This is a genomic window from Actinomycetospora sp. 2LY8.5 (assembly GCF_057180585.1).
The window spans coordinates 158,300-181,704 of record NZ_JBXUHE010000009.1 but is presented as its reverse complement, the minus strand read 5'-3'; the positions used below and the strand labels follow the sequence as shown (position 1 = coordinate 181,704).

Below are 23,405 nucleotides of genomic sequence, written 5' to 3'. Positions count from 1 at the left end.
CGGTGGGTTCAGGCGTCCAGTTTGTAGCCCAGCCCCCGGACCGTGACGAGGTGCCGCGGCGCCGACGGCTCGGGCTCGAGCTTCGCGCGCAGGCGCTTGACGTGGACGTCGAGGGTCTTGGTGTCGCCGACGTAGTCCGCGCCCCAGACCCGGTCGATGAGCTGGGCGCGGGTGAGGACCCGGCCGACGTTGCGCAGGAGGTACTCGAGGAGGTCGAACTCCTTGAGCGGCAGCGGCACCTCGATGCTGCGCCCCTCGGACTCCACGCTCACCACGTGGCGGTCGACGTCCATGCGGATCGGGCCGGCCTCGAGGAGCTGGCGCTCGCCGGTGACGCCGTTCCCCGCCCCGCCCTCGGCCTCGCCGTCCTGTCCGCGCCTCAGCACCGCCCGCACGCGCGCGATGAGCTCGCGGGCCGAGTAGGGCTTGGTGACGTAGTCGTCGGCACCCAGCTCGAGGCCGACCACCTTGTCGATCTCCGCGTCGCGTGCCGTCACCATGATCACCGGCACCGACGAGCGCTGGCGCAGCGCCTTGCAGACGTCGGTGCCGCTCATCCCGGGGAGCATGAGGTCGAGCAGGACGATGTCGGCGCCGTGGCGCTCGAAGTCGGCGAGCGCCGCCGCACCGGTGCCCGCGACCGAGGTCTCGAAGCCCTCCTTGCGCAGCAGGTAGGCCAGCGGGTCGGCGAAGGACTCCTCGTCCTCCACGATGAGCACGCGGGTCATGAGGAACCTCCGGTGGCGGACGGGGCCGGGTCCGGTCCGGACCCCGCCGTGGTGAGGGCCAGGTCGGCGTCGAGGTCGGCGTCGCTGTCGTCGTCGGCGGGGGTGGCCGGCACCCGCAGCGTGAAGGTCGACCCCACGCCGGGCTGGCTCCACAGCCGGACCTCGCCGCCGTGGTTGGCGGCGACGTGCTTGACGATGGCGAGCCCCAGCCCGGTGCCGCCGGTGGCGCGGGAGCGGGCGGGGTCGACGCGGAAGAAGCGCTCGAACACGCGCTGCTGGTGCTCGGGAGCGATGCCGATGCCGCGGTCGGTCACCGAGATCTCGACGCGGTCGCCCTGCCGGCGGCGGCGCACCGACACCGGCGTGCCGACGGGCGAGTACGCCACGGCGTTCTCGAGCAGGTTGGACAGCGCGGTGACGAGCAGCGTGCGGTCGCCCGCGACCTCGAGGCCGCTCGGCTCGTCGAGCAGGAAGCGCTCGCGCGGGTCGGGGGCCTCCTCGGTTCCCGCGGCGCTCGCGGCCTCGGCGGGCACCCGCACCCGCTTGAGCGCCTCGGTGAGCACTTCGTCGACGTCGACCCGCACGAGCTCGGGCAGCCGTTCGGCGCCCTGCAGCCGCGAGAGCGCGATCAGCTCGGTGACCAGCGCGCCCAGGCGGTGGGACTCGTTGAGGATGCGGGTGGCGAAGTGGGCGACCTCGTCCGGGTCGTCGGCGTCGAGCACGGCCTCGGCGAGCACGGCGAGCGCCCCGACCGGCGTCTTGAGCTCGTGGCCGACGTTGGCGACGAAGTCACGCCGTACGGCTTCCAGCCGGACCGCCGCCGAGGTGTCGGTGGCGTCCACGACGACGAAGCCGTCCCCGAGCGGGCGGACCTGCGCGACGATCGTCTGCGGCGTCGAGCCGGGCGGGTGGGTCGCCGGCGAGAGGTCGACCTCGGCGGGCTCGCCGCCGGCCACGACACGCTCGGCGGCGGCCGCGACCCGGGGGTCGGGGCGCGCGTCGGCCACGGCACCGAGGGCCTCGGCGCGCTCGTTCGCGAGCACGACGTCACCGAAGCGGTTGATCACGGCGATGCCCGACTGGGAGCGGCGCACCAGCCGCGCCAGGAGCTCGGCCACCGTCGGGCCGCGCGCCCCACGGGAACGCTGGCGGACCGGTTCGTCCCGCCGGTAGCGCACGACGGCGGCCCCGGCGACGGCACCGATCGCCGCGGCCGCGAGGGCCACGACGACGGCCACCAGCACGGGGACGGTCACATCTCGATGGTAGGGGCGTCGTGACCCCGACCGTGCGCTCCTCGTGAGCTGTCCGACGCGTTCGAGCGACAGGGTTGGCCTGCCGTTCGGCTCCCGTTCACCGACACTCGGGACTCCGCCCTCCGAGCACCCCCGGAAGAGCTATCGACCCTGGTTGGCGACCGCGGCGATCGCGTCCTTCGCGGCCTCGGGGTCGAGGTAGGTCCCGCCCGGGTCGGTCGGGCGCAGGTCACCGTCGGCGGTGGTCTCGAGGTCGTAGCGCAGCGGGATCCCGGTCGGGATGTTGAGCCCGGCGATCGTGGCGTCGTCGACGCCGTCGAGGTGCTTGACCACCGCACGCAGGGAGTTCCCGTGCGCGGCGACGAGCACGGTGTGGCCGGCGCGCAGGTCCGGGACGACCGCGGACTGCCAGTAGGGCAGGAGCCGGGCGAGCACGTCGGCGAGGCACTCGGTGCGCGGCATCGCGTCGCCGAGGTCGGCGTAGCGGGGGTCACCGGTCTGGGCGTACGGGTCGCCGGGGTCGATCGGTGGCGGCGGGGTGTCGTACGAGCGACGCCAGATCTGGAACTGCTCCTCGCCGTACTCCTCCATCGTCTGCTTCTTGTCCTTGCCCTGGAGGGCGCCGTAGTGCCGCTCGTTCAGGCGCCAGTCCCGCCGCACCGGGATCCAGCCGCGGTCGGCGACGTCGAGGGCGAGGTTCGCGGTGTTGATGGCGCGGCGCAGCAGCGAGGTGTGCACCAGGTCGGGCAGGAGGCCGGCGTCCGCGAGCAGCTCGCCGCCGCGGCGGGCCTCCTGCTCGCCCTTCGGCGAGAGCGCGACGTCCACCCAACCGGTGAAGAGGTTCTTCTCGTTCCAGTCGCTCTGGCCGTGGCGCAGGAGCACGAGCGTGCCGACGGTTCCCTCCGAGGTCATGGCGAGAGACGATGCCAGCGGCTCGGCGGCGGCACCACGCCAGCGGGGGCACTCGCGCGTGAGATCACCCTGGGCCGGGTACGGCTTGCCTCGTCGGAGCAGGTTGCTCGCGACCCACCACCCGACCCGAGGCGTTCCCGGGTCGACACGACTCTTCAGGAGACCGACGTGAACGACGACGACATCACCCACGGCCCGGCCGACGGCGGAGCGGCAGGCGGCGGTTCCGACGGCGGTGCGGACGGCGGTGCGGACGGCGGCGCCGACCACGGCGCGGGTCACGGCCCGGCCGACGGCGGCGCCCGCGGCGGCGGCGCCGACGGCGGTGCGGACGGCGGTGCGGACGGCGGTGCGGACGGCGGTGCGGACGGCGGGGCCGACGGCAGCGCCGACCACGGCGCGGGTCACGGCCCGGCCGACGGCGGCGCCCGCGGCGGCGGCGCCGACGGTGGCGCCCACGGCCCGGCCGACGGAGGCGCCCGCGGTGGCGGCTCGGACGGCGGCGCCGACGGGGGAGCCTGAGGCCTGTGACGACCGAGTCGTTCGCCGGGCGGTCCCCGGACCGCCCGGCGCTGCGGCGCCTCGTCGCCGGAGACCTCGACGAGTTCGCCGCGGCCGCCTGGGGCCGCGAGGCCCGCCTGTCGCGGGCCGCGGACCTCGCGAAGCACGCGGACGCAGAGCACCCGCCGGCCTTCGGCGACCTCTTCGACCTCGGCGCCGTCGACGAGCTGCTCTCCCGGCGCGGGCTGCGCACGCCGTTCCTGCGGATCGCCAAGCAGGGCACCGTGGTGGACTCGCGCCAGTTCACCGGCGAGGGCGGGGTCGGCGCCGAGGTGGCCGACCAGATCCACGACGACCGCGTGGCCGCGCTGTTCGCCGACGGCCACACCGTCGTGCTCCAGGGCGTGCACCGCACCTGGGCCCCGGTCGCCGACCTCGTCACCGCGCTCGCGGCCGAGCTCGGGCACCCCGCCCAGACCAACGCCTACGTCACGCCGGCGTCGTCGCAGGGCTTCTCCGCCCACTACGACGTCCACGACGTCTTCGTCCTGCAGGTCGCGGGCACCAAGCGCTGGCACGTCCACGCGCCCGTGCACCCTGACCCGCTGCGCTCCCAGCCCTGGAACGACCACGCCGACGCCGTGGCCGCCCGGGCCGCCGAGGAGCCGCTGATCGACGAGGTCCTCGAGCCCGGCGACGCCCTCTACCTCCCGCGCGGCTACCTGCACTCGGCGACCGCCCAGGGCGAGGTCAGCGCGCACCTGACGATCGGCGTGCACGTCCTCACCCGCTGGGCCGTGGTGGACGCGCTGGTCAACGCGCTCACCGCCGACCCGGAGCTGCGCGGGTCGCTGCCGCTGGGCATCGAGGCGTCCGACCCCGCGGCGCTCACCCCGCACGTCGACGCGATCGCCGCACGCCTGGCCGAGACCCTCGCCGCGCCGGATCCCGGACGCGCCGAGGGCGTCGCCCGGCGCCTGCGCCGCCGTGCGTGGACGGGCAACCGTCCCGAGGCGGTCGCCCCGCTCGTCCAGGCGGCCGCAGCCACCTCGGCGGACGCGACGACGTCCGTGCGCCTGCGGCTCGGCCTGCATCACCGGCTGCGGCCGGCGAGCGACGACGAGAGCGTCGTGCTGGACCTCGCCGACCGGACCCTGACCCTGCCCGCGGGCACCCGGGCCGCCTGCGAGCGGCTGCTCGAGGGTCGGCCGGCTACCGCCCAGGAACTGCCGGGACTCAGCCCGGAGGACGGCGCGGTCGTCGTCCGGCGGCTGCTGAAGGAAGGCGTTCTCGTGCCCGAGTGAGGTCACCCTCACTCGGCGCCCCGCGACGGGTGTCCACCGGCGCCCGCGCGGGGTATGACTTGGAGATGACCTCGACCGAGTCGGGTGGCTTCCGCTGTTCGGACGCCGCCCGGGACCGCGACGACCCGTTCGTCGCCACGGCACCGCCCGCCCGGTGCTGGCTGCTCGTCGAGCATCCCGGGCCGTGGGGCCACCAGGCGCTCGGCGACGCCGGCTACGCGCCGGAGGTCGTCGATGCGATCGACGCGTTCTGCCGCGCCCGCGGCGCGCGCTTCCAGCTGATCCGGCCCCCGCGGCTGCGCGGCGAGCCCCTCGCCGACCGCGGCCGGTTCGCGCTGGTGGACACGACCCCTGGCGCGGAGTCGGTGCGCTGGGGGCGGGTCGGCTCGCCCGCGGAGCTGCCCGCGGCCCTGGCGGACGTCGAGGCGGTGACGTCCCCGTCACCGGAGCCCGTCTACCTCGTGTGCGCGCACGGGCGCCACGACGCGTGTTGCGCGATGCGCGGGCGCCCCGTCGCCGCGGAGCTCGCGGGCACCTACCCGGAACGCACGTGGGAGACCACCCACACCGGCGGCGACCGCTTCGCCGCCAACGTCGTCCTGCTCCCCCACGGCCTGGTGCTCGGCCGCGTGCCCGCCCCCGAGGCGGTCGCCGTCGTCGAGCGCTACGACGCGGGCGAGGTCGACACGATCTGGGTCCGCGGGCGCTCGTTCCTCACCCCACCGGCCCAGGCGGCCCAGCACCATGCGCGGCTGATCCTCCAGGAACCCCGCGTGGACGCGCTGCGCGTGCTCGACGTCGAGGGGCACGACGACGGCTCGACGGCGGTCCGTCTCGACGGTGGCCCGGAGCGCGGGCCGGTGACGGTCGTCGTGCGCGAGCGGTGGGTCGCCTCACCCACCCCGCTGACCTGCTCGGCCGGGCGCGCGGCGTCGATGCGCGTGTTCGATCTCGTCGACCTCGCGGCCGGGGTCGGCGCGCCGGCCGGGGTGGGCGTGACCAGCACGGTCGTGTGAACCGAAGGAGAACGCTCGAAACGCTTGGCCGCAACACTGGTTGAGGCTGTGTATACGCGGGAAGGTGGCCGCTGCACGGCAAGCACTCCCGGAACGGAGCAGCTCACATGAGCACCCTCTTCGCGATCCTCGGCTGGATCGTCTTCGGCCTCGTCGTCGGCTTCATCGCCCGCGCGCTGGTCCCCGGCAAGGACAACATCGGCATCCTGGCGACCATCGGCCTCGGCATCCTCGGCTCGGTCGTCGGCGGCCTCGTGTTCTCGCTGTTCACCGGCCAGATCACGCTGTCCAACCCCGTGGGCTGGATCGGCTCGATCATCTTCGCGATCATCCTGCTGGTGGTCTACAACAAGGTGACGGGACGGAAGAAGGTGCAGCGCTAGCTAGTGCACGATTAAATCGTGCACTAGGTTCGGTGGCGTGAGCACCGACGAGGGCACGCAGGACGACCTGCTCCTCTCGGAGCAGGCCTGCTTCGCGCTCTACTCGGCGTCCCGCGCGGTCACCGACGTCTACCGCCCCTTGCTCTCGGAGCTGGGGCTGACCTACCCGCAGTACCTGGTCCTCCTGATCCTCTGGGAGTCCGAGCCGCGGACGGTCCGGGACGTCGGTGCCGCGCTGGCGCTCGACTACGGCACCGTCTCGCCGCTGCTCAAGCGGCTGGAGGGTGCCGGGTTCGTCGAGCGGCGTCGCGATCCCCACGACGAGCGCACGGTCACGGTGCACCTGACCGGCACCGGTCGCGCGCTGCGCGAGCGGGTCGCCCACGTGCCCACCACGATCGGCTGCGCCCTCGGTCTCGACGACCGCGAGCGCCGCGAGCTCATCGTGCTCCTCCGGACCCTCACCGCCTCGACGATCGCCTTCCGCGGCGTCGACGGGGAGTCGTCCGTCAGCTGACACCCACTCCGAAGCCCCAGGAGGCGACGATGCCGAGCCGCGACGCGACCACGCACTGGGAAGGCGGTCTGCAGGACGGCACGGGTCACGTGACCCTGGACTCGTCCAACGCCGGCCAGTTCAACGTCTCGTTCCCGACCCGCGCCGAGGACCCCAACGGCCAGACCAGCCCCGAGGAGCTCATCGCCGCGGCGCACTCCTCGTGCCTGGCCATGAACCTCTCCGGCGTGCTCGGCGGCGAGAACCTCACCGCGAACTCCATCGACGTCAGCGCCGAGGTCACCCTCGCCCCGGCCGAGGGCGGTGGCTTCGAGATCAGCGGCATCGCCATCACGCTGCGCGCCGACGTCGACGGTGTCGACGAGGCGAGGTTCCAGGAGCTCGCGAAGACCGCCGAGCAGACCTGCCCGGTCTCCAAGGCGCTAGCGGGCACCACGATCACGCTGGACGCCTCGCTCGGGAAGTGAGCCGGGCCCGTCGGGGGCCGCGGCTACCGTGACGGCGTGCCCGACGTCGGCCCGTCGTCGAGCCCGGGGAGCCGGCGAGTACCTGCGCTGCGCGCACGCGACGCCCTGCAGGAGCACCTCGTCCAGGCCGAGGCCCTCGTCCTCCCCCTCCGTCGTCTCCGACACTCTCGCGCCTCGACCTTGACAGGACTAAAGAGTCCTGACTTAGGATCGACGGCGTGGACCTCAGCGCGCGCCCCGTCGTCTCCGCCGCCGAGTGGGAGCAGGCCCGCCAGGAGCTGCTCGTGCGCGAGAAGGAGGCGACCCGCGCGAACGACGCGCTGGCCGCGGCGCGGCGCCGGATGCCGATGGTGCGCCTCGAGCGCGACTACGTCCTGCAGGGCATGGACGGTCCCGTCCGCCTGGTCGAGGCCTTCGAGGGCCGCCGCCAGCTCGTGGCCTACAAGTTCATGTGGTCGGACCCGGCGAGCCCGTGCGAGGGGTGCTCGATGTTCGTCGACCAGTTCGGCCACGCCGCCCACCTCGCGGCGCGCGACGTGACCCGGGCGGTGATCAGCTCGGGCCCCCTGGAGGAGACGCTGCCCTACCGGGCGCGCATGGGATGGACCGTGCCCTGGTACTCGGCGGCCGGCAGCGACCTCGACACCGACCTGGGCCTCGGCGGGGGCTTCGCCCTCAACGTCTTCCTGCGCGACGGCGACGACGTCTACCGCACCTACCTGGTCGACGGTCGCGGCGTCGAGAAGCTCGGGAGCGTCTGGTCGTTCCTCGACATCACGCCGTTCGGGCGCCAGGAGGCCTGGGAGGACTCGCCGGCGGGCACGCCGCGGTCCGACCCGTACGTCTGGTGGCGCCGCCACGACGAGTACGGGACGGCCGATCAGTCGCCGTCGGCCACCGGGAGGGGCTGAGTGCCACCGCCGCGCCCGTCCGGCCCCGGCCCCGGTTCCACGTCCGGCTCCGGTCGCCACAGGGCCAGCCCCGCGACGACGACGGCGGCGAACACCAGCCCGACGCCCAGGTACACCAGCGCGGACTCAACTCCCGGGTCACCGGCGACGAGGTAGGTCAGGCCGGCCTGGCCCGACCACGCGAGCAGGAACTGCCGCGCCCGCAGGGCGCCGCGACGCACGACGAGCAGGAGCGCGACCTGCACGGCCGTGAGCGCGACCGTCAGCGCGGCCCCGAGACCGCCCGGGCCCACGAGGAGCATCGTGGTGGCGAGCCCTGCGGCGGCGAGCGCGGCCGTCACCGTGACGGCGGCGACGGGCATCCCGAGCGGCTCCACGCACGCCACGGTACGAGCGCGGCGAAACCCCGTCGGTCACGCGGGGGGAGGGCGACCGACGGGGCCCGGGCATCGACCACCGGCCGCGCCGGGCTGCGAGACGTGCTCACGGCCCGACTGTGACGGTCCTCCCTCGGAAGGGGCTCGTCAAGTGAGCAGTCCGTGCGCTCCGCGTCTACAGACTACTCCCCCCGCCGGTCCGCCCGCAGACGACGGCCGAACGTGCCACCCGTGAAGCGCGCGATGCGGGCCACCGCCGCGAGCTGCTCGAGATCGCGGTCGCCGAGCCACTCCGAGAACGCGGTCCGCGTCTCGGCAGGGTCGTCGGGCCGGTCATCGGGGCGGACGTCGGGCCGGTCATCGGGGCGGACGTCGGGCCGGTCAGGGCGGGCGTCGGCGAGGACGTCCCAGAGGTCGCGTTCGAGCCGTATCGGTCCCCCACGGAGAGTGGTCACGATATGCGGCTCGCGGTTGAACCCGGATCGTGGCCATCGATCGTCACCACCGGCCGGGGAGCGGGAAGCACCCTGCTCAGCGACGTAGCGTGTCGCTCGGGGAGTGACCGTAGGTCCGCCGGTAGTCGACGGCGAACCGCCCGGCGTTGGCGAACCCCCAGCGCGCGGCGATGCCGCCCACGGTGTCGCCACGGGTGGGGTCGCCGACCTGCAGGTCGTGGTGCGCCCGCTCCATCCGCGCCCGTCGCAGGTAGTCCAGCGGGGACTGCTCGCGGTGGCGGCGGAACGCCGCCTGCAACCCGCGTGGGCCCATCCGGGCGGCCTCCGCGATCTGAGCGAGGCTGACGTCCTCGTGCGCGTGGGCGTCCATGAACTCGATGGCGCGGCGGACCGTGGCCGGCTCGGCCGCCTCCCGGTCCTGCTCCGGATGGTGGTCGAGGGTGCTGTTGGGGAAGACGGCGAGCACGCCGGCCACCAGCTGGCGCAACGCCTCGGCGTGCATCAGCGGCAGCTCCATCAGCTCGTCGTGGGCGAGCAGCGACCGGTCGACGTGGTCGACAAGATCCGTCCAGTAGCGCGCGAGCGCCGCCGACCGCGGCGTCATCGTCCCGAACATCACCCCGGACGGCTCGAGTCCCGAGATCTCGGCGCCGACCCGGGCGACCTCGTCGAGGTCGAGCGTCGTCATCCGCAGATCGACGGTGTCCCACCCCGCGGAGTGCGGCGACCAGTGCGGCGCCAGCATCACCCGCGCCGCGACGTCGCGACCCTGGTCGGTGACCCACAGGCCCCCGCCGCGCACCTCCATGACGATCAGCGCCCCGGGCGGCTCGGCCCAGGCGCGGAACCGCCCGGTGTGCCGCATCCGGCTGACCCCGAGGCGCCCGGCGAAGGCGCCGGCGAGGTCGAAGGCGAAGCCCTCCCGCGGGATCGGCTCGTGGCGGAAGCGTGCGTAGGCGCGCTGGTGCTCCGCCGCCACCTCGGGATCGTCGGTCCTCACGTGACGCCGGGAGACTGGTCTCAGGCGCAGGTCCATCGTTCTGGAAGGTATTCCCCCCTCGCCCCGAGTGGTATCCACTGAGCGCATTCTGGGTACCGTGGACGAGCAACTTGCGCTCGTCCACCCCGCGTCGGCGCGGCGTCGGCTTCGAATCAGGCCGGAGTGCCCTCGTAGACCTCGGCAGGCTTTCGGCCACTCAGGACCGAGCCGACCCAGGCGCCGAGCATGGCCGCCTGGATCTCAGAGCGGTCGAAGGCGTGGGCCTCGGCGCCGTAGAAGTTGATGGCGCCGACCGCGTGCTGCTCGGCCTGCAGGCCGACGCGGAACGCGCTCCAGGGCAGCGAGATCGACAGCGACGACCGCACCCCCAACGCCCCGGCGGCCTCGGAGAAGCGCGGCCAGAACCGCGCGCCCTCGGCGCTCGCGAGGTCGTCCGCCCGCACCGACGCGACCAGGTCCATCTCCGCGGCGTCGATGCAGGGGCCCTCGTCGAGCCAGTACTGCGCCGCGTCGACGACGCTCGAGTCGCCGGTGGATGCCGCCGTGCTGTACGAGCAGTGATCGCCGGAGAGCTGGTCGATGCTGGTCAGGCTGACCGACCGGCACCCGTCGTACAGCGACGTGGCCGCCTCGAGGACGAGCCCGAGGACGTCCTCGTACGTCGACGTGCCGGCGACGGAGGCAAGCCCGTGTGCGGCGGGCCAGGCGTTCACGGCCCGGCAGCGTTGCAGGCGTGCGCGCCCCTGGATGGTCGCCGCGTACCTCTTCTGCTGGCGGGCCCGGTCCTCGGCACGGACCCTCAGCGCGCGCGACGCCCTCACCTCGGCTCGCACGCGCGCGCTCAGAGGCGTCTGCACCGCTACTTCGTGGCGCCCCACTCCACGACCGTAGTCCCTCGACGCTCCCAGGACCACGATCGGTCGGCCCCGCCGTCCGGGCGCAACCCGGACAGGCGCTCGCGGAGCACGGCGTCCTTCTCGCGAGCCACCTCGACCGATCCGTGCCGTCGCCACGCGAGCTCTCGACGGATCCGGGCGGCCCCGGGGCCGGCGCGGTCGCCGCTCTCGCGCGCGAGGGGCCGTCCTCGGATCGACGTGCCGTACTGACGATCCCGCCTCGGCCGCGGGGGAGTGGCACGAGGCGGGACCGCTGACCTCGCTCGGGAGCCGGCGAGCGGCACCGTTCGCGGACCAGGGTCCGGACGATCCTCGTCCGGACGGGCCGGTCAACGGCGTCGTTCGGCTCCGGCGAACACGTTCTCGAAACGCTGCGCAGGAACGGGGCGGCGCCCAGGCGGTCCCCGCGGGTGGAGACGACCCTACGCCGGGGCCTGTTCACGAGCACGAAGATCCTTGCGCAAGACCTCGGAGGATTGCGCGCCGCACGCCTCGTACCTGCGGAAATCCAGGATGGGAGCCGTCGCACTTCGGCTTGTGTGTCGTGGTGGGGCCGCGTGGCGCGTCGGCAAGCTCCGGTTGACGCTGACCCTGACCGACTAGCAACCGTCACACTGCCAGGCGCTTGGCCGGGGTTCACGAGGGCCGTTCGCCTGGACGTCACCCTGCTCGGTGACTGTCCAGGTCTCCCCCGGTGTGGCCCCGCTGCTGTCAGCCATCGCTGTCAGCTGTCACGGGTTGCGTCTCTCGCGTTCGAGGACGCGGAGTCGGAGCTAGGGCTGGTAGGGCGGCGCCACTCCCCAGCCCCAGCGTGGGACGGGTGCCTCTTCGACGATGTCGGGGTTCGCGTGGGAGTTGTGCATTGCCAGGCGGGTGCCCCACTCGACGTAGCCGAGGAAGGCCGCGCGGAACTCCGGGTCGTCGGGCAGCTCCGCGTCGTCGGCGGCCCGGCTCATCGTCTCGACGAACCGTCGTCGCTGCTCGATGGTGATCCTGAGTTCGCGGTGGTGGGCGAGCATGCGGGGATAGCCGCCCAGCTCGGCGGTGTAGTCCGCGGGGCCGCCGAACACTTCGACCCACCACAGCGTCACGTGGGCTCGGTGCTCCTCGGAGACGCCGCCCGGGAACAGCGGGCCGAGGAGGTCGTCCTTCTCCACGCGATCGTAGAAGGCGTCGATCAAGCGACGGAACGCCACTCGCTCACCCGCCCACTCGTACAGGGTCGGAGTCATCGCAACACTGTAATCACGCCGCTGGCAGAGCGGCTAGCGTCTGGGTTGCGGGCTTATGAACTCGCACGGGTCCGGCTCGGGGTCTCTCCCTCGGCGGCGCGGGCTCTGCCCTGCCGGGCTGCTCGTGCGGGTGCAAGCGCCCCTGTCCACGCTGGCGGGCGCGGGTGCTGTCAACTGGCGCTTGCGGTCGTGCGGGCGGTCTGGCAGCCCTGGGGCGCGTCGTCGTGGGTGAGACCCCGCCCCGACCACCACCACCGCCCCGCCACCCGTGAGCTCGTCGCTGGAAGGGGCTCTCCTGAGGTCGGTGCCCTGGTCCAGGGCGGAGCGCCTGGCCGCCGGAGGCCGACACCCCTACCGCTCCCGGTCACCCCTGGCGTGGTTGGGTCCGCCGCTTCGCACCGTTCGCGGCCAGGCGGCCGGGTAGCGCCCGCCGCACGGGTCGAAGACAGGAGTGCGGCGAGGCGCGGACCGGCAACGCCGGGCCGCGCCGGCGCGCCAGCGCCGGCCCCGACACTGGCTGGTGGTGCCCGGTGAGCGGGCGGGTTCTCGGTAACTGGCGAACAACTCTTCCGACCGGACTCCGGGACCCGTCTCAAAGCCAGACCCCCGGCCAGGCGGTCGAGGTCGTCGGGGTCGATGAGGTGGTTCGTCGGGAGGGTCGGGCCGCTCGCTGGCGTCGTCGCTCGCAGGTGCAGCGGATCAGCTCGATCGGCCGGGTCCGCCGGTGTGGTCTCCAGCGCGACCCCGACGCGGGGACGGTGCTGGCGGTCTCGCAGCGCCCGGAGGGTCGCCGCGCGGGGATCGAGGGCATGGTCACCTGCGGGTCGGTGTGGGCGTGCCCGGTGTGCGCGGCCAAGGTCGCCGCCAAGCGCGCCGACGAACTCGCGACGGTGCTCGACGCCGTCCATGCGGCGGGCGGCTCGGCGTTCATGGGCACGTTCACGATCAGCCACCAGGCCGGGGACCGGCTCGGGCTGTCTCGCGAGGAGCGGGAACGTCGCTACGTGCTCGATCGGCGCCGCAAGTGGCGCAACCGCCTCGACAAGATCGACCAGCGGCGGATGGGCCGGGAGCTAGCCGAGGAGCGCGGTTGGGACGTCGACGAGCACCAGGCCGAGGCCGACGACATCGAAGAGGCCAGCATCCGCAAGAAGATCGCCGACAAGGACGACGCGTTCATCTCGGTCGGGGCTCAGGCCCGGCAGCAGCGCGAGACCGATACCCGCGACCTCGCCGAGCTGAACGCCCGGCAGGGCTGCTGGGACGCGGTGACCGCCTGCTGGCAGGCGGCCACCGGCGGCCGCGACTGGGGCCCCGACCAGGACGACGCGGGGATGCTCGGGTGGGCGAAGGTCACCGAGGTCACCGACGGCGCCACCCCCACCATCCTGGCCGCCCAGCCGGCCGGGCACGGCTACTCCGGCAACGGGTGGCACGTGCATGTCCACGTCCTGCTGTGCTTCCAAGACGACCTGTCCGAGGAGTACGTGGCCGCGAAGATCGTGAGCGGGATGCACGCCCGCTGGGCGCGCAAGGCCCGCGCGCTCGGGTTCGACTCCTCGGACGAGCACGGCTGGGACCTACGCAAAACCTACCGCGGTGGCGGGGACAACCTGCACTCCTACTTCGTCAAGCAGGCCCACGAGATCACCGGCGCACACCGCAAGGAAGGCCGCCGCCGCGGTGGCCGCACCCCGATGCAGCTCCTCGCCGAAGCCGTCGACACCTACCGGACCGAGGACGTCGCCCGCTGGTGGGAATGGGAGTCCGCCTCCGAACGCCGTGAACAGCTCACCTGGTCCCAGGGCCGCCGCTCCCTGCGCGCGTTCGCGCAGCTCGGCGTCGAGAAGAACGACCAGGAAGTCGCCGACGAAACCCTCGACGCAGAGGAGCGCCTCGGGCTGCCCGACGACACCGCCCGCTGGCTGCGCGCCAACAACCAGTACCCCGCGCTGCTCGACGCCGCCGAGACGGGCGGCCTCGACGCCGCCCGCCACTGGCTCTCCCTGCGTGATCTTGACTGGGACGACAGCCCGCCGCCGCGCGCAGCCGAGACTCCGTCACGGCCTAGGGACCCCTGACTGTCGGTAGACAGTCGGCCTCGGAGTGGGCGTCGTCATGCACTCCGAGGCTTCTCCTTCTCAGCCCGGCCCGCGACAGGCACCGGGCGCGGTTGGATCGGTGCCTGCGTCACGCTCAGCCCACTCGCGCGAGCGGCTATGACGCGTTGCAGCGCCACCTGCCGTCCAGCGACGCTGCGTTGTTGCGATTCGGGTGTGCGGGACATCTGACCAGGGTGCTGTCGGTAGAGCCATGTGACGAGTGGCTCGTGGTAGCCAAAGGCGATCTCTGAGAGTCCCGCGAACATCGCGATGTCATCGTCGCCGTAGGACGCAACCCACCCACCGATGGCGCGGAGGACGGTCGCGCGGAGCATGAGTCCGGCGCAGTGAATCTGCCAGTTCCCGTCGTGCTCGATGGCTTGCGCGTTCACCACACCCGGCGGGAGGACACCGAATGGCAGTGCAGCTGGCCACGACGTGCGGCCGCCGTCGGGGTGGAGATCATCCGCTTGAGCGACAGCCCAATGGATACGCGCGTCGTCAAAGTGTGGGAGCAGAGCGGCAAGTGCTCCAGGCAGCAGGACGTCGTCTTGGTCCAGCACCTGGATTAATGAACCGGACGCCCGCGCAAGCGCAGCGTTCCGGGTGGCTGCCACCCCGAGGTGGCGGCTGTTGCACTCGTACCGGATCGCCTCATGAGTAGGCAGCAGATCGTGGGAGCGATTGACATCGTCGTCCTCTTGGATAATCCACTCCAGCGACCACTCGGCGGGCAGGGTCTGGTCGAGGACGGACCTGGCTGCCTCGATGAGGTGCTCGGGAAGCGGGCGATGGACGGCTGTCAAGACTGAGATGGTGGGCACGTCAGGCGTCCTCGCTCCAAGGCCGCAGCGGCGTGACGAAGTCGAGTCGGGTGCGATCAGCGGGATACTCGGCGTCGGAGATTTCGACACGCCGACCGTGCTGATCAACTGAAATGCGGCGGCAGCGCAAGATCGGCACTCCTGGTTGAAGCTCCCAGAGCTGGGCATCGGCGGTCGTAGGCATCCGAGCAGTCACTTCATCGATCATCTTCATAATCTCTATACCGACGGTGTAGAGCTGATGCTGAGTGCCGCCAGGCCAGGGCTCGTTGCCCGGGTCATACAGCGCGCGGTTCGAGGACACATATTCGTCAGGAATGTGGGAGACGCTCCATGCTTCGCGGCGGCCGGTAGCGGGATCGGCAAGTTCCCACGCGCGACGAAGGACGCGAGTACCGGCCGGGATGCGAAGGGCTGTAGCGACGTCGTCGTTTGCCTCGACAACCGCGTAGTGCGGCCTGAAGTCGAGCGCTTCGATCGGGACTTGTGACTCGACCTCGGCGGTGCCTTGCTTCGCGCGTTCCGTCTCGGGGCGACGGACCATGTCTTTCTCTTCTTGGTGGCGTTCGGAGGAACGGACGACCTGGCGTGGGGGGGTTCGGACCGTTGGAGCCTTCCCGCGTCCACCGGTGATGAGCCCCTGTTGCTTGAGCAGCTCGACGGCAGAGCGGACCGGGTTCATCGAGCAGCCCCAGCGCTGCTGAAGCTCGGCGAGGGTCGGCAGTGCGTCGCCCGGCCGAAGCTCACCGACCTCGATGCGGATGCGGAGGTCGTCGGCGATCTGAACCTGAAGCGGTGGCAGAGCAGTCGTGACCTGGGGTTCCACTCCGCAAGGCTACGAGCGCCACGGTTCGCATGCAAACCCACTACCGGCCCACGTGACGGCGTGCTACCTTGCTCACACCTCGCAGGTTTGCATGCAAACCTGCGAACGACCAACGGGGAGAGGACCCAGTCATGGCTGAGCCGGTGTGGGAGTTCGTGAGCCGGGTGGAGCTGGAGGAAGCCGCCCGGGCGACCGGGCATGTGGTCACGAAGATGGCGTGGGAGGACCGGCCGGACGGTAAGCGGCGTCCGTCGGAGAACCCGGAGCTGGATGAGTTCAACCGCCCGCAGCACGTGCTGGACGTGGTGCTGCCCTTCGGTCGCGACGGGCAGCCGTTGGTGTTCGGGGTGACGGTGGCCTCGCACGAGGTCCCGGCGCCGGAGCCCTACAGCTTCGTGGAGTTCGACGGGCTGCGTGCTCGGGTCAAGCAGCACAAGTCCGGGCGGGGCGTGGAGATCAGCTTCACCGCCGAGGGTGTGCGCCCGGCGGCGGGTGGTCCGCAGCGCCAGTCCCGGCGCCAGGCCGACTCTCAGACCAGCTCTGAGGCCGCCTGATGCCCCCGCAGTCCACGCCGGGACTGGCACCCCGCGGCGGGTCTACCCGTCCGTCGAGCGTCAAAACCGGGTTGACGATGCACCGGCTGCGGCCGGTGGTGGAGAACGACGAGTTCGCCCGCTTCGCCCGCCGGGTCGTGACCGCGCACAGCCGCCGAGTCGCTACCGGCGACATCGAGGGCCTGCGCGACCTCGACGCCCTCGGGAAGGCGTGGGAGACCGCGATGCGCCGCGCCATCGGTGGGCTACGCGAGGCCGGCTACTCGTGGGCCGAGGTCGCCCGCCAGCTCGACGTGACCCGCCAGGGCGCGCAGCAGCGCTGGGGCGGTGAGCGGTGATGGCGCCCAACGGTTCCACGGGGTCCGGTTCGGCGGGCAGTCGGGCCCCGTGGGGGCAACGGACCTGCCGGGACTGCGCCCAGCTCTACCCGCTCACCACCAGCCACCGCGACCCACGGTGGTGCCCGGCCTGCGCCACCGGCCACCTCGCGCGCTGCACCCAATGCACCCGGGCGTTCGACCGCGACGGCCAGAGCCGGCTCTGCCCGTCGTGCCGCGACCAACACGCCCTGTTCGACGTGGTCGAGGTCGTCGGGGGTGGTCGGTGATGGGCGCCCCGACCCGCCCGTCCGGCTCCGCAGTGCGGGTCGACACCACCGCGGCGCTCGATCTGCTGGTGCTGACCTGCCGGGACGGCGACTGCCTGGCCCAGTGGACCCCCACCCCGGTCACCAAGGACGGCCCTGGCGGTCCGCCGGTGATCGCCCTGTCGGTCGAGGTCTGCCCAGCGTGCGGCTCCTCGGTCTGGGAGGTCACCGAGTGCCAGGTCGCCGGCTCCCCCTCCGCGCAGGTGCGCCGCCGCCGCGCCTCGCGCCGTTCCCACCGCTCATCCCACTCCGGAAGAGGTTTCTGACCATGGCCCGTCCGATGCGCGCCCCCGGCCTGTCGACCGGCGGCTACCACCTCTGCACCGCCTGCCAGGGCACCGGCTCCTGCACCACCCGCACCTGGACCCACCGCGGCTGGGAGCGCTCCCACGGCCGCTGCGCGGCCTGCAAGGGCAAGGGCGGCAAGTTCGCCAACCACGCCCCCCGCGAGCGCATCACCCGCGGCGGCCTCGGCAGCCGCGCCCGCACCACCGGCACCGACACCACCAGCCGTAGCGACACGGGGAGGACCCGATGAGAGAGATCAGCACCGCGCGGCTGTGGCGCGGCCAGACCATCCGCACCCGCGCCGATGTGATGCGCACCGAACGCCTCCACGAGCGCTCCCGGCTGGTGCGCTGGGCCCTGACCGCCGGATGGTGGGCCGGCTGGCTCACCCTGGTCACCGCCTGGTTCACCGTCTACGTCCCCGCCGCTGGCGCCAGCCTCGCCGCCGCCGCGCTGGCGTTCCTGGCGCTCGGGCCGTGGGGCCTTCTCGCCGTCCTCGTCGTCGGGGCCCTGGTGGGCCGGCTGTGGTCACGGCTGCGCCCGGCCACCTGGAACCGCGCGGTGGTCTCCCGGGTGGCGCGGTTCGCCCGCCGCACCCGGTATCGCTGGTCGTGGGACGACGTGTGCGCCGCCACCGGGGTGAAGGCCACCGACGCCTCGCACCGCGTCATCGTGCCCCGCCTGTTGTGGGTCGCCCTGGGCGAGCACGCCGACGAGCTGCACGTGCAGCTCTGCCCCGGGGTCACCCCTGGCGTGCTCGCCCGCCAGGCCGACGCGCTGGCGTGTGAGTGGAACGCCCTGGAGGTCCGGGTCCTGGCCCACCCGCATCGCGCCGGCTGGGTGCTGCTGCGCGTGGTCTACCGCGACGTGCTGGCCGACGACCCCACCGAGGACGAGCCGCTGGTGACCCCGGATTTCCGCTGGGTCCGCGTCGGGCGCCGCGAGGACGGCGCCCCGTGGTGGCTGCGCCTGATGGGCACCCACGTCCTGATCGCCGGGCTGACCGGCGCCGGGAAGTCCGGACTGGTCGCCGCGATCATCCGCGCTCTCGCCCCGGCCATTCACACCGGGACGGTGCGGCTGATCGGGATCGATCCCAAGGGCGGCATGGAGTACCGCATGTGCTCCGAGCTGTTCTACATGCTCGCCTACGGCGACGACGAACACCTCGTGGCCGCCCTCGAGTTCGCCGCCGACCTCATGCGTCAGCGCGCCGAAGCCCTGGGTGGCAACGTCCGCAAGCTGCTCGCGCGGATGTTCGGGGACTACCCGCTCTACGTGATCCTCGTCGATGAGCTGCTCGCGCTCACCACCTACATCGCCAACCGCGAGCTGCGCGACCGGGCCAACGCCGCCGTGCGCCGGATGCTCTCCCAGGGCCGCGCGCCCGGGGTCGTGGTCATCGGGTGCGTGCAGGACCCCCGCAAGGAAGTCCTCTCGTTCCGCGACATGTTCGGCTACCGGGTCGGTCTGCGGCTGGACTCCGACGTCGAGACCCGCATGGTGCTCACCGACTCCGCCTACGAGCGCGGCGCGCACTGCGACCTCATCGGTGAGGACTGCCCCGGGATGGGCTTCGTCGTCGACGAGGACGGCGGCAAGCGCCAGCCGGTCAAGGTCCGCGGCAACTGGGTCTCCGACACCGAACTCGGCTACCTCGCCGCCACCTATCCCGCACCCGAACAGGTCGAGGTCCCCGCGCTCGCCACCCGCAACAAGCGCCCCGGCACCAGCAACGGCCGCGGCGAGAGCGGAGGGCAGGCCGCATGAACGCCCCCACTGCGCTGCTGGCAGCTCTCCTGACCGCCGACACGCCGCGCTGGCTCGTGCTCGCCGGGCTCGGGCTCCTCGCCGCCGCCTACGGCCTCTGCGGGCTGCTCACCCTCGCCGGACGCCACCAAGCACGCCACAGATGCCAGTTCGAGTCCCCGCCCACCACCGACCACCGCACCGAACACAACCCCCGACAGGTCGTCGCCACGCGGCCCGAACGCCGGGAGCTCCACCACGTCGCTGCGGCCCGCCTTGATCAACCAACGACCAAACGGGGGCAGAAGTGATCGCCGCCGTGATCATCACCGCCCTGCTCACCGTGATCGCCGCGCAGACCCGCGCCGTCGGTGCCGCGGTCGTCCTCGGCGTCATCACCGTCGCCCTGCTCGCCGCCCTCGCCCCCGACGTCGTCACCGGCGTCGGCCACGTTCTGGCCGCCATCGCCAGCGGCATCGGCGACGCCCTCACCGACGCCAGTACCGGAGCCACCTGATGAACCCCACCCTCACCCGGCACGTCGACCAGGCCTCCGAGTCGATCCGCGTCGCCAACCACGCCGCCCTCGGTCCCGTCACCGGCCACGACGCCTACGTCGTCGTCGGCAACCTGGCCGAGCTCGTCCACCGCCTGCCCCAACTCCTCGACTACCTCGGTCGCGGGCTGCGCCGTGCCGACCCCGCCGCGCACTACGACGACCGCGGCGCCGACCCGATCAACACGCTCCACGCCGCCGCCTACGCGATCGCCGCCGCCACCGGCGACCTCGACCTCGTCGCCTTTCAGCTCGACAACGCCCACAACCACCTCGGCCACCTCGGTCGCCGACTCCCGGAGGACTGATCCCATGGCTGCCAGCGCAAAGGTCGACCGCGACGAGCTGCTGACCGTGCGCCAGGTCCTCGCTGAACTGGGGGACGTCTCGCGGGACACGTTCTACGAGTGGCGGGAGCGCCGAGTCGCCCCGCCGTGCCTGCGGCTCCCGAACGGGCACCTTCGGGTCCGCCGGGGCGATCTCCTCGACTGGCTCGACGCACTACGGGACGACGCCGCATGAGCGAGGAAACCACCTTCCAGGTGCGCTTCTGGTCGATCCGCAAGACCGACAGGGCGTCCCGGCCGTGGCGAGTTCGGTGGGTCACGGCGGGCAAGCCGCACTCGGAGTCCTACATCACCAAGCCGCTCGCCGAAGCGTTCAGGGCGGACCTCGTCAAGGCGGCGCGGGCCGGGGAGGCATTCGACATCGACTCCGGTCTCCCGGCTTCGATGCTCCGCAAGCGAGCGTCGCGGACGTTCCTCGAGCTGGCGGTCGCCTACATCGACCACATCTGGGCGACTGCGCCGCCGAACACCCGGCGGGCCGCGGTGGTCAACCTCGCCGCGATCACCCCGAAGTTCGTCAACCCGCTCGACAACGCTCCCGACGAGACCGACCTCCAGCGCATCGCCAGCACGCATCTTCTGCCGCCGCCCCTGCGGAGCCGTGAGCTGAGCACCCGGGACCGCGCCGTGGCGTCCTGGCTGCGTCGCGCATCCCGACCGACCACCGACCTTGCCGACTCCCTCGCCCTGGGCGCGCTCCTGCACGACCTCGGCAACGCGGCCGACGGACGAGCCGTCACCTCGTCAACTCTGGACAAGCGCCGCGCGGTGCTGCACCGGGTGGCCGGCTACGCGGTGGACACCAGCGTCCTGGCCGCCAACCCCGTCACGGGCCGGCGCACCGGGACAGCGCAGGCCACCGGGGGCGTCGACCCGCGAGTGGTGGTCAATCCTGCCCAGGCGCGTCAGCTTCTCGCCGCGGTCACGTACGTCTCCGGGCATCGGCGCACCGAGCGAGACCGTGGCTGGAGGCTGCGGGCGTTCTTCGCCTGCCTGTACTACGCCGGCCTACGTCCCGGCGAGGCCCAGCAACTCCGCGACACCGACGCGAAGCTCCCAGTCGCCGGCTGGGGCGAGCTGGTCCTCTCCGGGTCGCTGACCGGTGTCTCGGGCGAGCACTACAACGACGGCCTGCGTGACCCCGACGCCCGCCCGCTCAAGCGTCGCCGCCGCGAGGCCGTCCGCCGCGTCCCCGCCCCGCCAGCTCTCGTAGCGATCCTGCGCGGGCACCTCGACCTCTACGGCGCAGCGCCCGACGGCCGGCTGTTCCCGGCGTTGACGACCGGCGGACGCATCCGGGAGTCGGTCTACACACGGACTTGGAAGCAGGCCCGGGAGATCGGCCTGAGCCCGACGCAGGCGGCCTCACCGCTGGCGGCCCGCCCGTACGACCTCCGGCACGCGGCGCTGTCCTCCTGGCTCAACGCCGGGGTGCCGCCCACCGACGTCGCCGAGCGGGCCGGCCACTCGGTCAAGGTCCTGCTCTCGGTCTATGCCGCGTGCCTCGACGGCGAGCGCGACGCCTACAACACCCGTATCCAGAACCTGCTCGACGGGGAGAACTGATGATCACCAACCGCCGAGTGTGTCGTGCCTGTGCCGCGAATCCCGCCGTAGGACCACGCACGACCACAGTGGCTCACAGAGACTTCACATCGGTCATTCAGCGTCGTCGCAGGTCAGAGGCCCGAAGGAGCGGGTCGACGCCCCTACGCGGGGGCCTGTTCGCGAGCACGAAGATCCTTGCGCAGGATCTTGCCCGATGCCGACTTCGGGATCTGCTCGATGAACTCGACGACGCGGACCTTCTTGTGCGGGGCGATGCGGTCGGCCACGAACGCGATCACGTCGTCGCCGGAGAGCTCCGCGCCCTGCTGCAGCACGACGAACGCCTTCGGGATCTCCTCGCCCTCGGCGTCCTTGACGCCGATCACAGCGGCGTCGGCGATGCCCTCGTTGGTCAGCAGCAGCGCCTCGAGCTCCGCCGGCGGGACCTGGTAGCCCTTGTACTTGATCAGCTCCTTGACCCGGTCGACGATGTAGAACACGCCCTCGTCGGTGACGGTGGCGACGTCGCCGGTGTGCAGGAAGCCGTCGGCGTCCAGCGTCGAGGCGGTGGCCTCGGCGTTGTTGAGGTACTCCCGCATGACGTTCGGACCGCGGACCCACAGCTCGCCGCGCTCGACGCCCTCCTGCCCGGTCTCCGGGTCGACGAGCTTGCACTCGACGCTCGGCAGCGCGACGCCGATCGAGCCGAGGTCGATGTCGGGCCGGTCGTCGGGCATGCAGTGGCTGACGGGGCTGAGCTCGGTCATGCCGTAGCCCTGGAGCACCGTACAGTTGAGGCGCCGGCCGACCGCCGCCCCCAGCTCGGCGTCGAGGGCCGCGGCCCCGGAGAACACGATGTCGACGCAGTCGATGTCGTACTGGTCGACCATCGGGTGCTTCGCCAGCGCGACGGCGATCGGGGGCGCGATGTAGACGCGGTCGACGCGGTGCTCGGAGACGATCCGCAGGAACTCGGCCAGGTCGAACTTCGGCATGGTCACGACCGTGGCGCGGGCGTGCAGGCCCTGGTTCATCATCACGGTCATGCCGTAGATGTGGAAGAACGGCAGCACCGCCAGGATCCTCGTGTCCGGCGAGACGTGGGTGCCCATCTTCTCGATCTGCAGCAGGTTCGCGAGCAGGTTGCGGTGGGTCAGCACGACGCCCTTGGCCCGCCCCGTGGTGCCCGACGAGTACGGCAGCGCGGCGACGTCGTCACCGGACAGCGTCACCGAGGGCCGCTCGGCGGTCGTCGCCAGCACGTCGGACAGCGAGGTCTCGGTGATGACGCCGGAGACGCTCGGCGCCCCGTCGATCACGATGATCTCGGTGACCACGAGGCCCTCCTCGTCGAGCGCCGCGCGCGCCCGGTCGAGGAAGGCGGACACGGTGACGAGCACCTTCGACCCGGAGTCGCGCAGCTGGAAGGCGAGCTCGTCGGGCGTGTAGAGCGCGTTGACCGTCGAGACCGCGACCCCGGCGGCCAGCGCGCCGTGGAACACCACGGGGTAGTACGGGTTGTTGGGCGCGAACAGCGCGATCACGTCGCCCGGCCCGAGGCCGCGCTCGCCGATGCCCGCGGCGAAGCGCTCGACCGCGGCGGCCAGCTCACCGAAGGTCGTCTCCGTACCGGAGGGTCCGTCGATGATCGCCACGCGCCCGGCCGCATCACCCAGGTCGCCGAAGAGGAACTCCGGCAGGCCCATGTCGGGGACATCGATGTCGTCGTACGGGCTGCGAACGATCATGCGGGAGCGTCTCCTCGTCGGGCCGCGGGGTGAGGTGCGGTCAACCTAACCTGCCACGACAGACCTCGCGCGCGTTCCCTGAGTGATCGTGGACGACCGAACGACCGGCTTCCTGTCACCCGTTCGACTGCCGACGATGCCTTGTCCTGTGCTTTGCGTGGTGGGAGGCTTCGGAACCGGACGCCGATCCACTTTCGTCGGATCGGTCACGAGTCGGCCGCCCCGAGCGGCTCCCTTACGCCCGTCGCCGGCGTCGGATGCC

At 72.5% G+C, this 23,405-nt stretch carries 30 protein-coding genes; 19 read left to right on the top strand and 11 right to left on the bottom strand.

The annotated features are described in order from the left end of the window. Positions 1-8 precede the first annotated feature (8 nt). The 3 genes from AC2A1K_RS13900 to AC2A1K_RS13890 all read right to left on the bottom strand — a co-directional run bounded on the left by AC2A1K_RS13900 (position 9) and on the right by AC2A1K_RS13890 (position 2,896). Entirely contained in the window at positions 9-728 is a 720-nt protein-coding gene (locus AC2A1K_RS13900) for a response regulator (RefSeq protein ID WP_483896892.1), read from the bottom strand. Beyond that, a complete protein-coding gene (locus AC2A1K_RS13895) occupies positions 725-1,984 on the bottom strand; it encodes a sensor histidine kinase (protein ID WP_483896891.1) in 1,260 nt (419 codons plus the stop codon). Before AC2A1K_RS13895 ends, AC2A1K_RS13900 begins: the two co-directional genes overlap by 4 nt. Positions 1,985-2,125: 141 nt before the next feature. After that, positions 2,126-2,896, bottom strand: coding sequence for a phosphoglyceromutase (locus tag AC2A1K_RS13890; protein ID WP_483896890.1), 771 nt, complete (start codon positions 2,894-2,896; stop codon positions 2,126-2,128). 168 nt (positions 2,897-3,064) lie between these two features. Here AC2A1K_RS13890 and AC2A1K_RS13885 point away from each other — a divergent pair, with 168 nt between their 5' ends. The 7 genes from AC2A1K_RS13885 (at position 3,065) to AC2A1K_RS13855 (ending at position 7,995) form a co-directional block, all read left to right on the top strand. Next, entirely contained in the window at positions 3,065-3,418 is a 354-nt protein-coding gene (locus tag AC2A1K_RS13885; RefSeq protein WP_483896889.1) for a hypothetical protein, read from the top strand. A gap of 5 nt (positions 3,419-3,423) precedes the next feature. Continuing rightward, positions 3,424-4,701, top strand: a complete 1,278-nt coding sequence (locus AC2A1K_RS13880) for a cupin domain-containing protein (RefSeq protein WP_483896888.1) — start codon at positions 3,424-3,426, stop codon at positions 4,699-4,701. Positions 4,702-4,766: 65 nt separating this feature from the next. Then, positions 4,767-5,717, top strand: a complete 951-nt coding sequence (locus AC2A1K_RS13875; RefSeq protein ID WP_483896887.1) for a sucrase ferredoxin — start codon at positions 4,767-4,769, stop codon at positions 5,715-5,717. A 107-nt stretch (positions 5,718-5,824) separates the two neighbouring features. Beyond that, the gene (locus AC2A1K_RS13870) at positions 5,825-6,100 is read left to right on the top strand and encodes a GlsB/YeaQ/YmgE family stress response membrane protein (protein ID WP_483896886.1); all 276 of its coding nucleotides are present in this window, start codon (positions 5,825-5,827) and stop codon (positions 6,098-6,100) included. A 37-nt stretch (positions 6,101-6,137) separates the two neighbouring features. Beyond that, entirely contained in the window at positions 6,138-6,617 is a 480-nt protein-coding gene (locus AC2A1K_RS13865; protein WP_483896885.1) for a MarR family winged helix-turn-helix transcriptional regulator, read from the top strand. Between the two features lie 29 nt (positions 6,618-6,646). Next, a complete protein-coding gene (locus AC2A1K_RS13860; RefSeq protein WP_483896884.1) occupies positions 6,647-7,084 on the top strand; it encodes an OsmC family peroxiredoxin in 438 nt (145 codons plus the stop codon). A gap of 218 nt (positions 7,085-7,302) precedes the next feature. Continuing rightward, positions 7,303-7,995, top strand: a complete 693-nt coding sequence (locus AC2A1K_RS13855; protein WP_483896883.1) for a DUF899 domain-containing protein — start codon at positions 7,303-7,305, stop codon at positions 7,993-7,995. Here the strand turns inward: AC2A1K_RS13855 and AC2A1K_RS13850 are convergent. From AC2A1K_RS13850 to AC2A1K_RS13830, 5 genes are all read right to left on the bottom strand, one after another. Further along, on the bottom strand, positions 7,965-8,372 hold the full coding sequence (locus tag AC2A1K_RS13850; RefSeq protein WP_483896882.1) for a hypothetical protein: 408 nt from the start codon (positions 8,370-8,372) through the stop codon (positions 7,965-7,967). The two genes, AC2A1K_RS13855 and AC2A1K_RS13850, sit on opposite strands and share 31 nt — an antisense overlap. Before the next feature lie 182 nt (positions 8,373-8,554). Beyond that, the gene (locus AC2A1K_RS13845) at positions 8,555-8,827 is read right to left on the bottom strand and encodes a hypothetical protein (RefSeq protein ID WP_483896881.1); all 273 of its coding nucleotides are present in this window, start codon (positions 8,825-8,827) and stop codon (positions 8,555-8,557) included. Between the two features lie 76 nt (positions 8,828-8,903). After that, positions 8,904-9,806, bottom strand: a complete 903-nt coding sequence (locus AC2A1K_RS13840; RefSeq protein WP_483896880.1) for a helix-turn-helix transcriptional regulator — start codon at positions 9,804-9,806, stop codon at positions 8,904-8,906. 173 nt (positions 9,807-9,979) lie between these two features. Beyond that, positions 9,980-10,648, bottom strand: coding sequence for a hypothetical protein (locus tag AC2A1K_RS13835; protein WP_483896879.1), 669 nt, complete (start codon positions 10,646-10,648; stop codon positions 9,980-9,982). 848 nt (positions 10,649-11,496) lie between these two features. Beyond that, positions 11,497-11,955 carry a group II truncated hemoglobin gene (locus AC2A1K_RS13830; protein ID WP_483896878.1) on the bottom strand — a complete coding sequence of 153 codons (459 nt, stop codon included), beginning with the start codon at positions 11,953-11,955 and terminating at the stop codon, positions 11,497-11,499. Positions 11,956-12,644: 689 nt separating this feature from the next. Between AC2A1K_RS13830 and AC2A1K_RS13825 the strand changes: the two genes are divergently transcribed. Then, a complete protein-coding gene (locus AC2A1K_RS13825; RefSeq protein ID WP_483896877.1) occupies positions 12,645-14,036 on the top strand; it encodes a hypothetical protein in 1,392 nt (463 codons plus the stop codon). 35 nt (positions 14,037-14,071) lie between these two features. Here the strand turns inward: AC2A1K_RS13825 and AC2A1K_RS13820 are convergent, their stop codons facing one another. Both AC2A1K_RS13820 and AC2A1K_RS13815 read right to left on the bottom strand, forming a co-directional pair. Beyond that, on the bottom strand, positions 14,072-14,881 hold the full coding sequence (locus tag AC2A1K_RS13820) for a glycosyltransferase (protein ID WP_483896876.1): 810 nt from the start codon (positions 14,879-14,881) through the stop codon (positions 14,072-14,074). 1 nt (position 14,882) lies between these two features. Further along, positions 14,883-15,707 carry a GntR family transcriptional regulator gene (locus tag AC2A1K_RS13815; RefSeq protein ID WP_483896875.1) on the bottom strand — a complete coding sequence of 275 codons (825 nt, stop codon included), beginning with the start codon at positions 15,705-15,707 and terminating at the stop codon, positions 14,883-14,885. A gap of 131 nt (positions 15,708-15,838) precedes the next feature. On the opposite strand from AC2A1K_RS13815, the gene AC2A1K_RS13810 reads away from it, so the two are divergent. The 11 genes from AC2A1K_RS13810 (at position 15,839) to AC2A1K_RS13760 (ending at position 21,413) form a co-directional block, all read left to right on the top strand. Then, the gene (locus tag AC2A1K_RS13810) at positions 15,839-16,261 is read left to right on the top strand and encodes a hypothetical protein (RefSeq protein WP_483896874.1); all 423 of its coding nucleotides are present in this window, start codon (positions 15,839-15,841) and stop codon (positions 16,259-16,261) included. 77 nt (positions 16,262-16,338) lie between these two features. Further along, positions 16,339-16,599, top strand: a complete 261-nt coding sequence (locus tag AC2A1K_RS13805; protein ID WP_483896873.1) for a hypothetical protein — start codon at positions 16,339-16,341, stop codon at positions 16,597-16,599. Next, entirely contained in the window at positions 16,599-16,868 is a 270-nt protein-coding gene (locus tag AC2A1K_RS13800; protein ID WP_483896872.1) for a hypothetical protein, read from the top strand. The genes AC2A1K_RS13805 and AC2A1K_RS13800 overlap by 1 nt, the downstream gene beginning before the upstream one ends. Then, positions 16,868-17,173, top strand: coding sequence for a hypothetical protein (locus AC2A1K_RS13795; RefSeq protein ID WP_483896871.1), 306 nt, complete (start codon positions 16,868-16,870; stop codon positions 17,171-17,173). Before AC2A1K_RS13800 ends, AC2A1K_RS13795 begins: the two co-directional genes overlap by 1 nt. Before the next feature lie 2 nt (positions 17,174-17,175). Then, complete coding sequence (locus tag AC2A1K_RS13790) at positions 17,176-17,445, top strand: hypothetical protein (protein ID WP_483896870.1); 270 nt, start codon at positions 17,176-17,178, stop codon at positions 17,443-17,445. Then, on the top strand, positions 17,442-18,965 hold the full coding sequence (locus AC2A1K_RS13785) for an FtsK/SpoIIIE domain-containing protein (protein WP_483896869.1): 1,524 nt from the start codon (positions 17,442-17,444) through the stop codon (positions 18,963-18,965). Before AC2A1K_RS13790 ends, AC2A1K_RS13785 begins: the two co-directional genes overlap by 4 nt. Beyond that, positions 18,962-19,255, top strand: coding sequence for a hypothetical protein (locus tag AC2A1K_RS13780; RefSeq protein ID WP_483896868.1), 294 nt, complete (start codon positions 18,962-18,964; stop codon positions 19,253-19,255). The genes AC2A1K_RS13785 and AC2A1K_RS13780 overlap by 4 nt, the downstream gene beginning before the upstream one ends. Further along, positions 19,252-19,461, top strand: coding sequence for a hypothetical protein (locus AC2A1K_RS13775; protein ID WP_483896867.1), 210 nt, complete (start codon positions 19,252-19,254; stop codon positions 19,459-19,461). The genes AC2A1K_RS13780 and AC2A1K_RS13775 overlap by 4 nt, the downstream gene beginning before the upstream one ends. Then, positions 19,461-19,808, top strand: coding sequence for a hypothetical protein (locus AC2A1K_RS13770; protein WP_483896866.1), 348 nt, complete (start codon positions 19,461-19,463; stop codon positions 19,806-19,808). Before AC2A1K_RS13775 ends, AC2A1K_RS13770 begins: the two co-directional genes overlap by 1 nt. 4 nt (positions 19,809-19,812) lie before the next feature. Then, complete coding sequence (locus tag AC2A1K_RS13765; protein ID WP_483896865.1) at positions 19,813-20,022, top strand: helix-turn-helix transcriptional regulator; 210 nt, start codon at positions 19,813-19,815, stop codon at positions 20,020-20,022. Beyond that, positions 20,019-21,413, top strand: coding sequence for a tyrosine-type recombinase/integrase (locus tag AC2A1K_RS13760; protein ID WP_483896864.1), 1,395 nt, complete (start codon positions 20,019-20,021; stop codon positions 21,411-21,413). Before AC2A1K_RS13765 ends, AC2A1K_RS13760 begins: the two co-directional genes overlap by 4 nt. Positions 21,414-21,556: 143 nt before the next feature. Here the strand turns inward: AC2A1K_RS13760 and AC2A1K_RS13755 are convergent, their stop codons facing one another. Next, the gene (locus tag AC2A1K_RS13755) at positions 21,557-23,143 is read right to left on the bottom strand and encodes an AMP-binding protein (protein ID WP_483896863.1); all 1,587 of its coding nucleotides are present in this window, start codon (positions 23,141-23,143) and stop codon (positions 21,557-21,559) included. Between the last annotated feature and the right edge of the window lie 262 nt (positions 23,144-23,405).

What these genes read in the sequence shown, in the direction of transcription:
- AC2A1K_RS13900 (WP_483896892.1), bottom strand. Translation starts at nt 728, where the DNA reads ATGACCCGCGTGCTCATCGTGGAGGACGAGGAGTCCTTCGCCGACCCG.
- AC2A1K_RS13890 (WP_483896890.1), bottom strand. Translation starts at nt 2,896, where the DNA reads ATGACCTCGGAGGGAACCGTCGGCACGCTCGTGCTCCTGCGCCACGGC.
- AC2A1K_RS13875 (WP_483896887.1), top strand. Translation starts at nt 4,767, where the DNA reads ATGACCTCGACCGAGTCGGGTGGCTTCCGCTGTTCGGACGCCGCCCGG.
- AC2A1K_RS13870 (WP_483896886.1), top strand. Translation starts at nt 5,825, where the DNA reads ATGAGCACCCTCTTCGCGATCCTCGGCTGGATCGTCTTCGGCCTCGTC.
- AC2A1K_RS13860 (WP_483896884.1), top strand. Translation starts at nt 6,647, where the DNA reads ATGCCGAGCCGCGACGCGACCACGCACTGGGAAGGCGGTCTGCAGGAC.
- AC2A1K_RS13830 (WP_483896878.1), bottom strand. Translation starts at nt 11,955, where the DNA reads ATGACTCCGACCCTGTACGAGTGGGCGGGTGAGCGAGTGGCGTTCCGT.
- AC2A1K_RS13810 (WP_483896874.1), top strand. Translation starts at nt 15,839, where the DNA reads ATGGCTGAGCCGGTGTGGGAGTTCGTGAGCCGGGTGGAGCTGGAGGAA.
- AC2A1K_RS13805 (WP_483896873.1), top strand. Translation starts at nt 16,339, where the DNA reads ATGCACCGGCTGCGGCCGGTGGTGGAGAACGACGAGTTCGCCCGCTTC.
- AC2A1K_RS13800 (WP_483896872.1), top strand. Translation starts at nt 16,599, where the DNA reads ATGGCGCCCAACGGTTCCACGGGGTCCGGTTCGGCGGGCAGTCGGGCC.
- AC2A1K_RS13795 (WP_483896871.1), top strand. Translation starts at nt 16,868, where the DNA reads ATGGGCGCCCCGACCCGCCCGTCCGGCTCCGCAGTGCGGGTCGACACC.
- AC2A1K_RS13790 (WP_483896870.1), top strand. Translation starts at nt 17,176, where the DNA reads ATGGCCCGTCCGATGCGCGCCCCCGGCCTGTCGACCGGCGGCTACCAC.
- AC2A1K_RS13785 (WP_483896869.1), top strand. Translation starts at nt 17,442, where the DNA reads ATGAGAGAGATCAGCACCGCGCGGCTGTGGCGCGGCCAGACCATCCGC.
- AC2A1K_RS13780 (WP_483896868.1), top strand. Translation starts at nt 18,962, where the DNA reads ATGAACGCCCCCACTGCGCTGCTGGCAGCTCTCCTGACCGCCGACACG.
- AC2A1K_RS13770 (WP_483896866.1), top strand. Translation starts at nt 19,461, where the DNA reads ATGAACCCCACCCTCACCCGGCACGTCGACCAGGCCTCCGAGTCGATC.
- AC2A1K_RS13765 (WP_483896865.1), top strand. Translation starts at nt 19,813, where the DNA reads ATGGCTGCCAGCGCAAAGGTCGACCGCGACGAGCTGCTGACCGTGCGC.
- AC2A1K_RS13760 (WP_483896864.1), top strand. Translation starts at nt 20,019, where the DNA reads ATGAGCGAGGAAACCACCTTCCAGGTGCGCTTCTGGTCGATCCGCAAG.
- AC2A1K_RS13755 (WP_483896863.1), bottom strand. Translation starts at nt 23,143, where the DNA reads ATGATCGTTCGCAGCCCGTACGACGACATCGATGTCCCCGACATGGGC.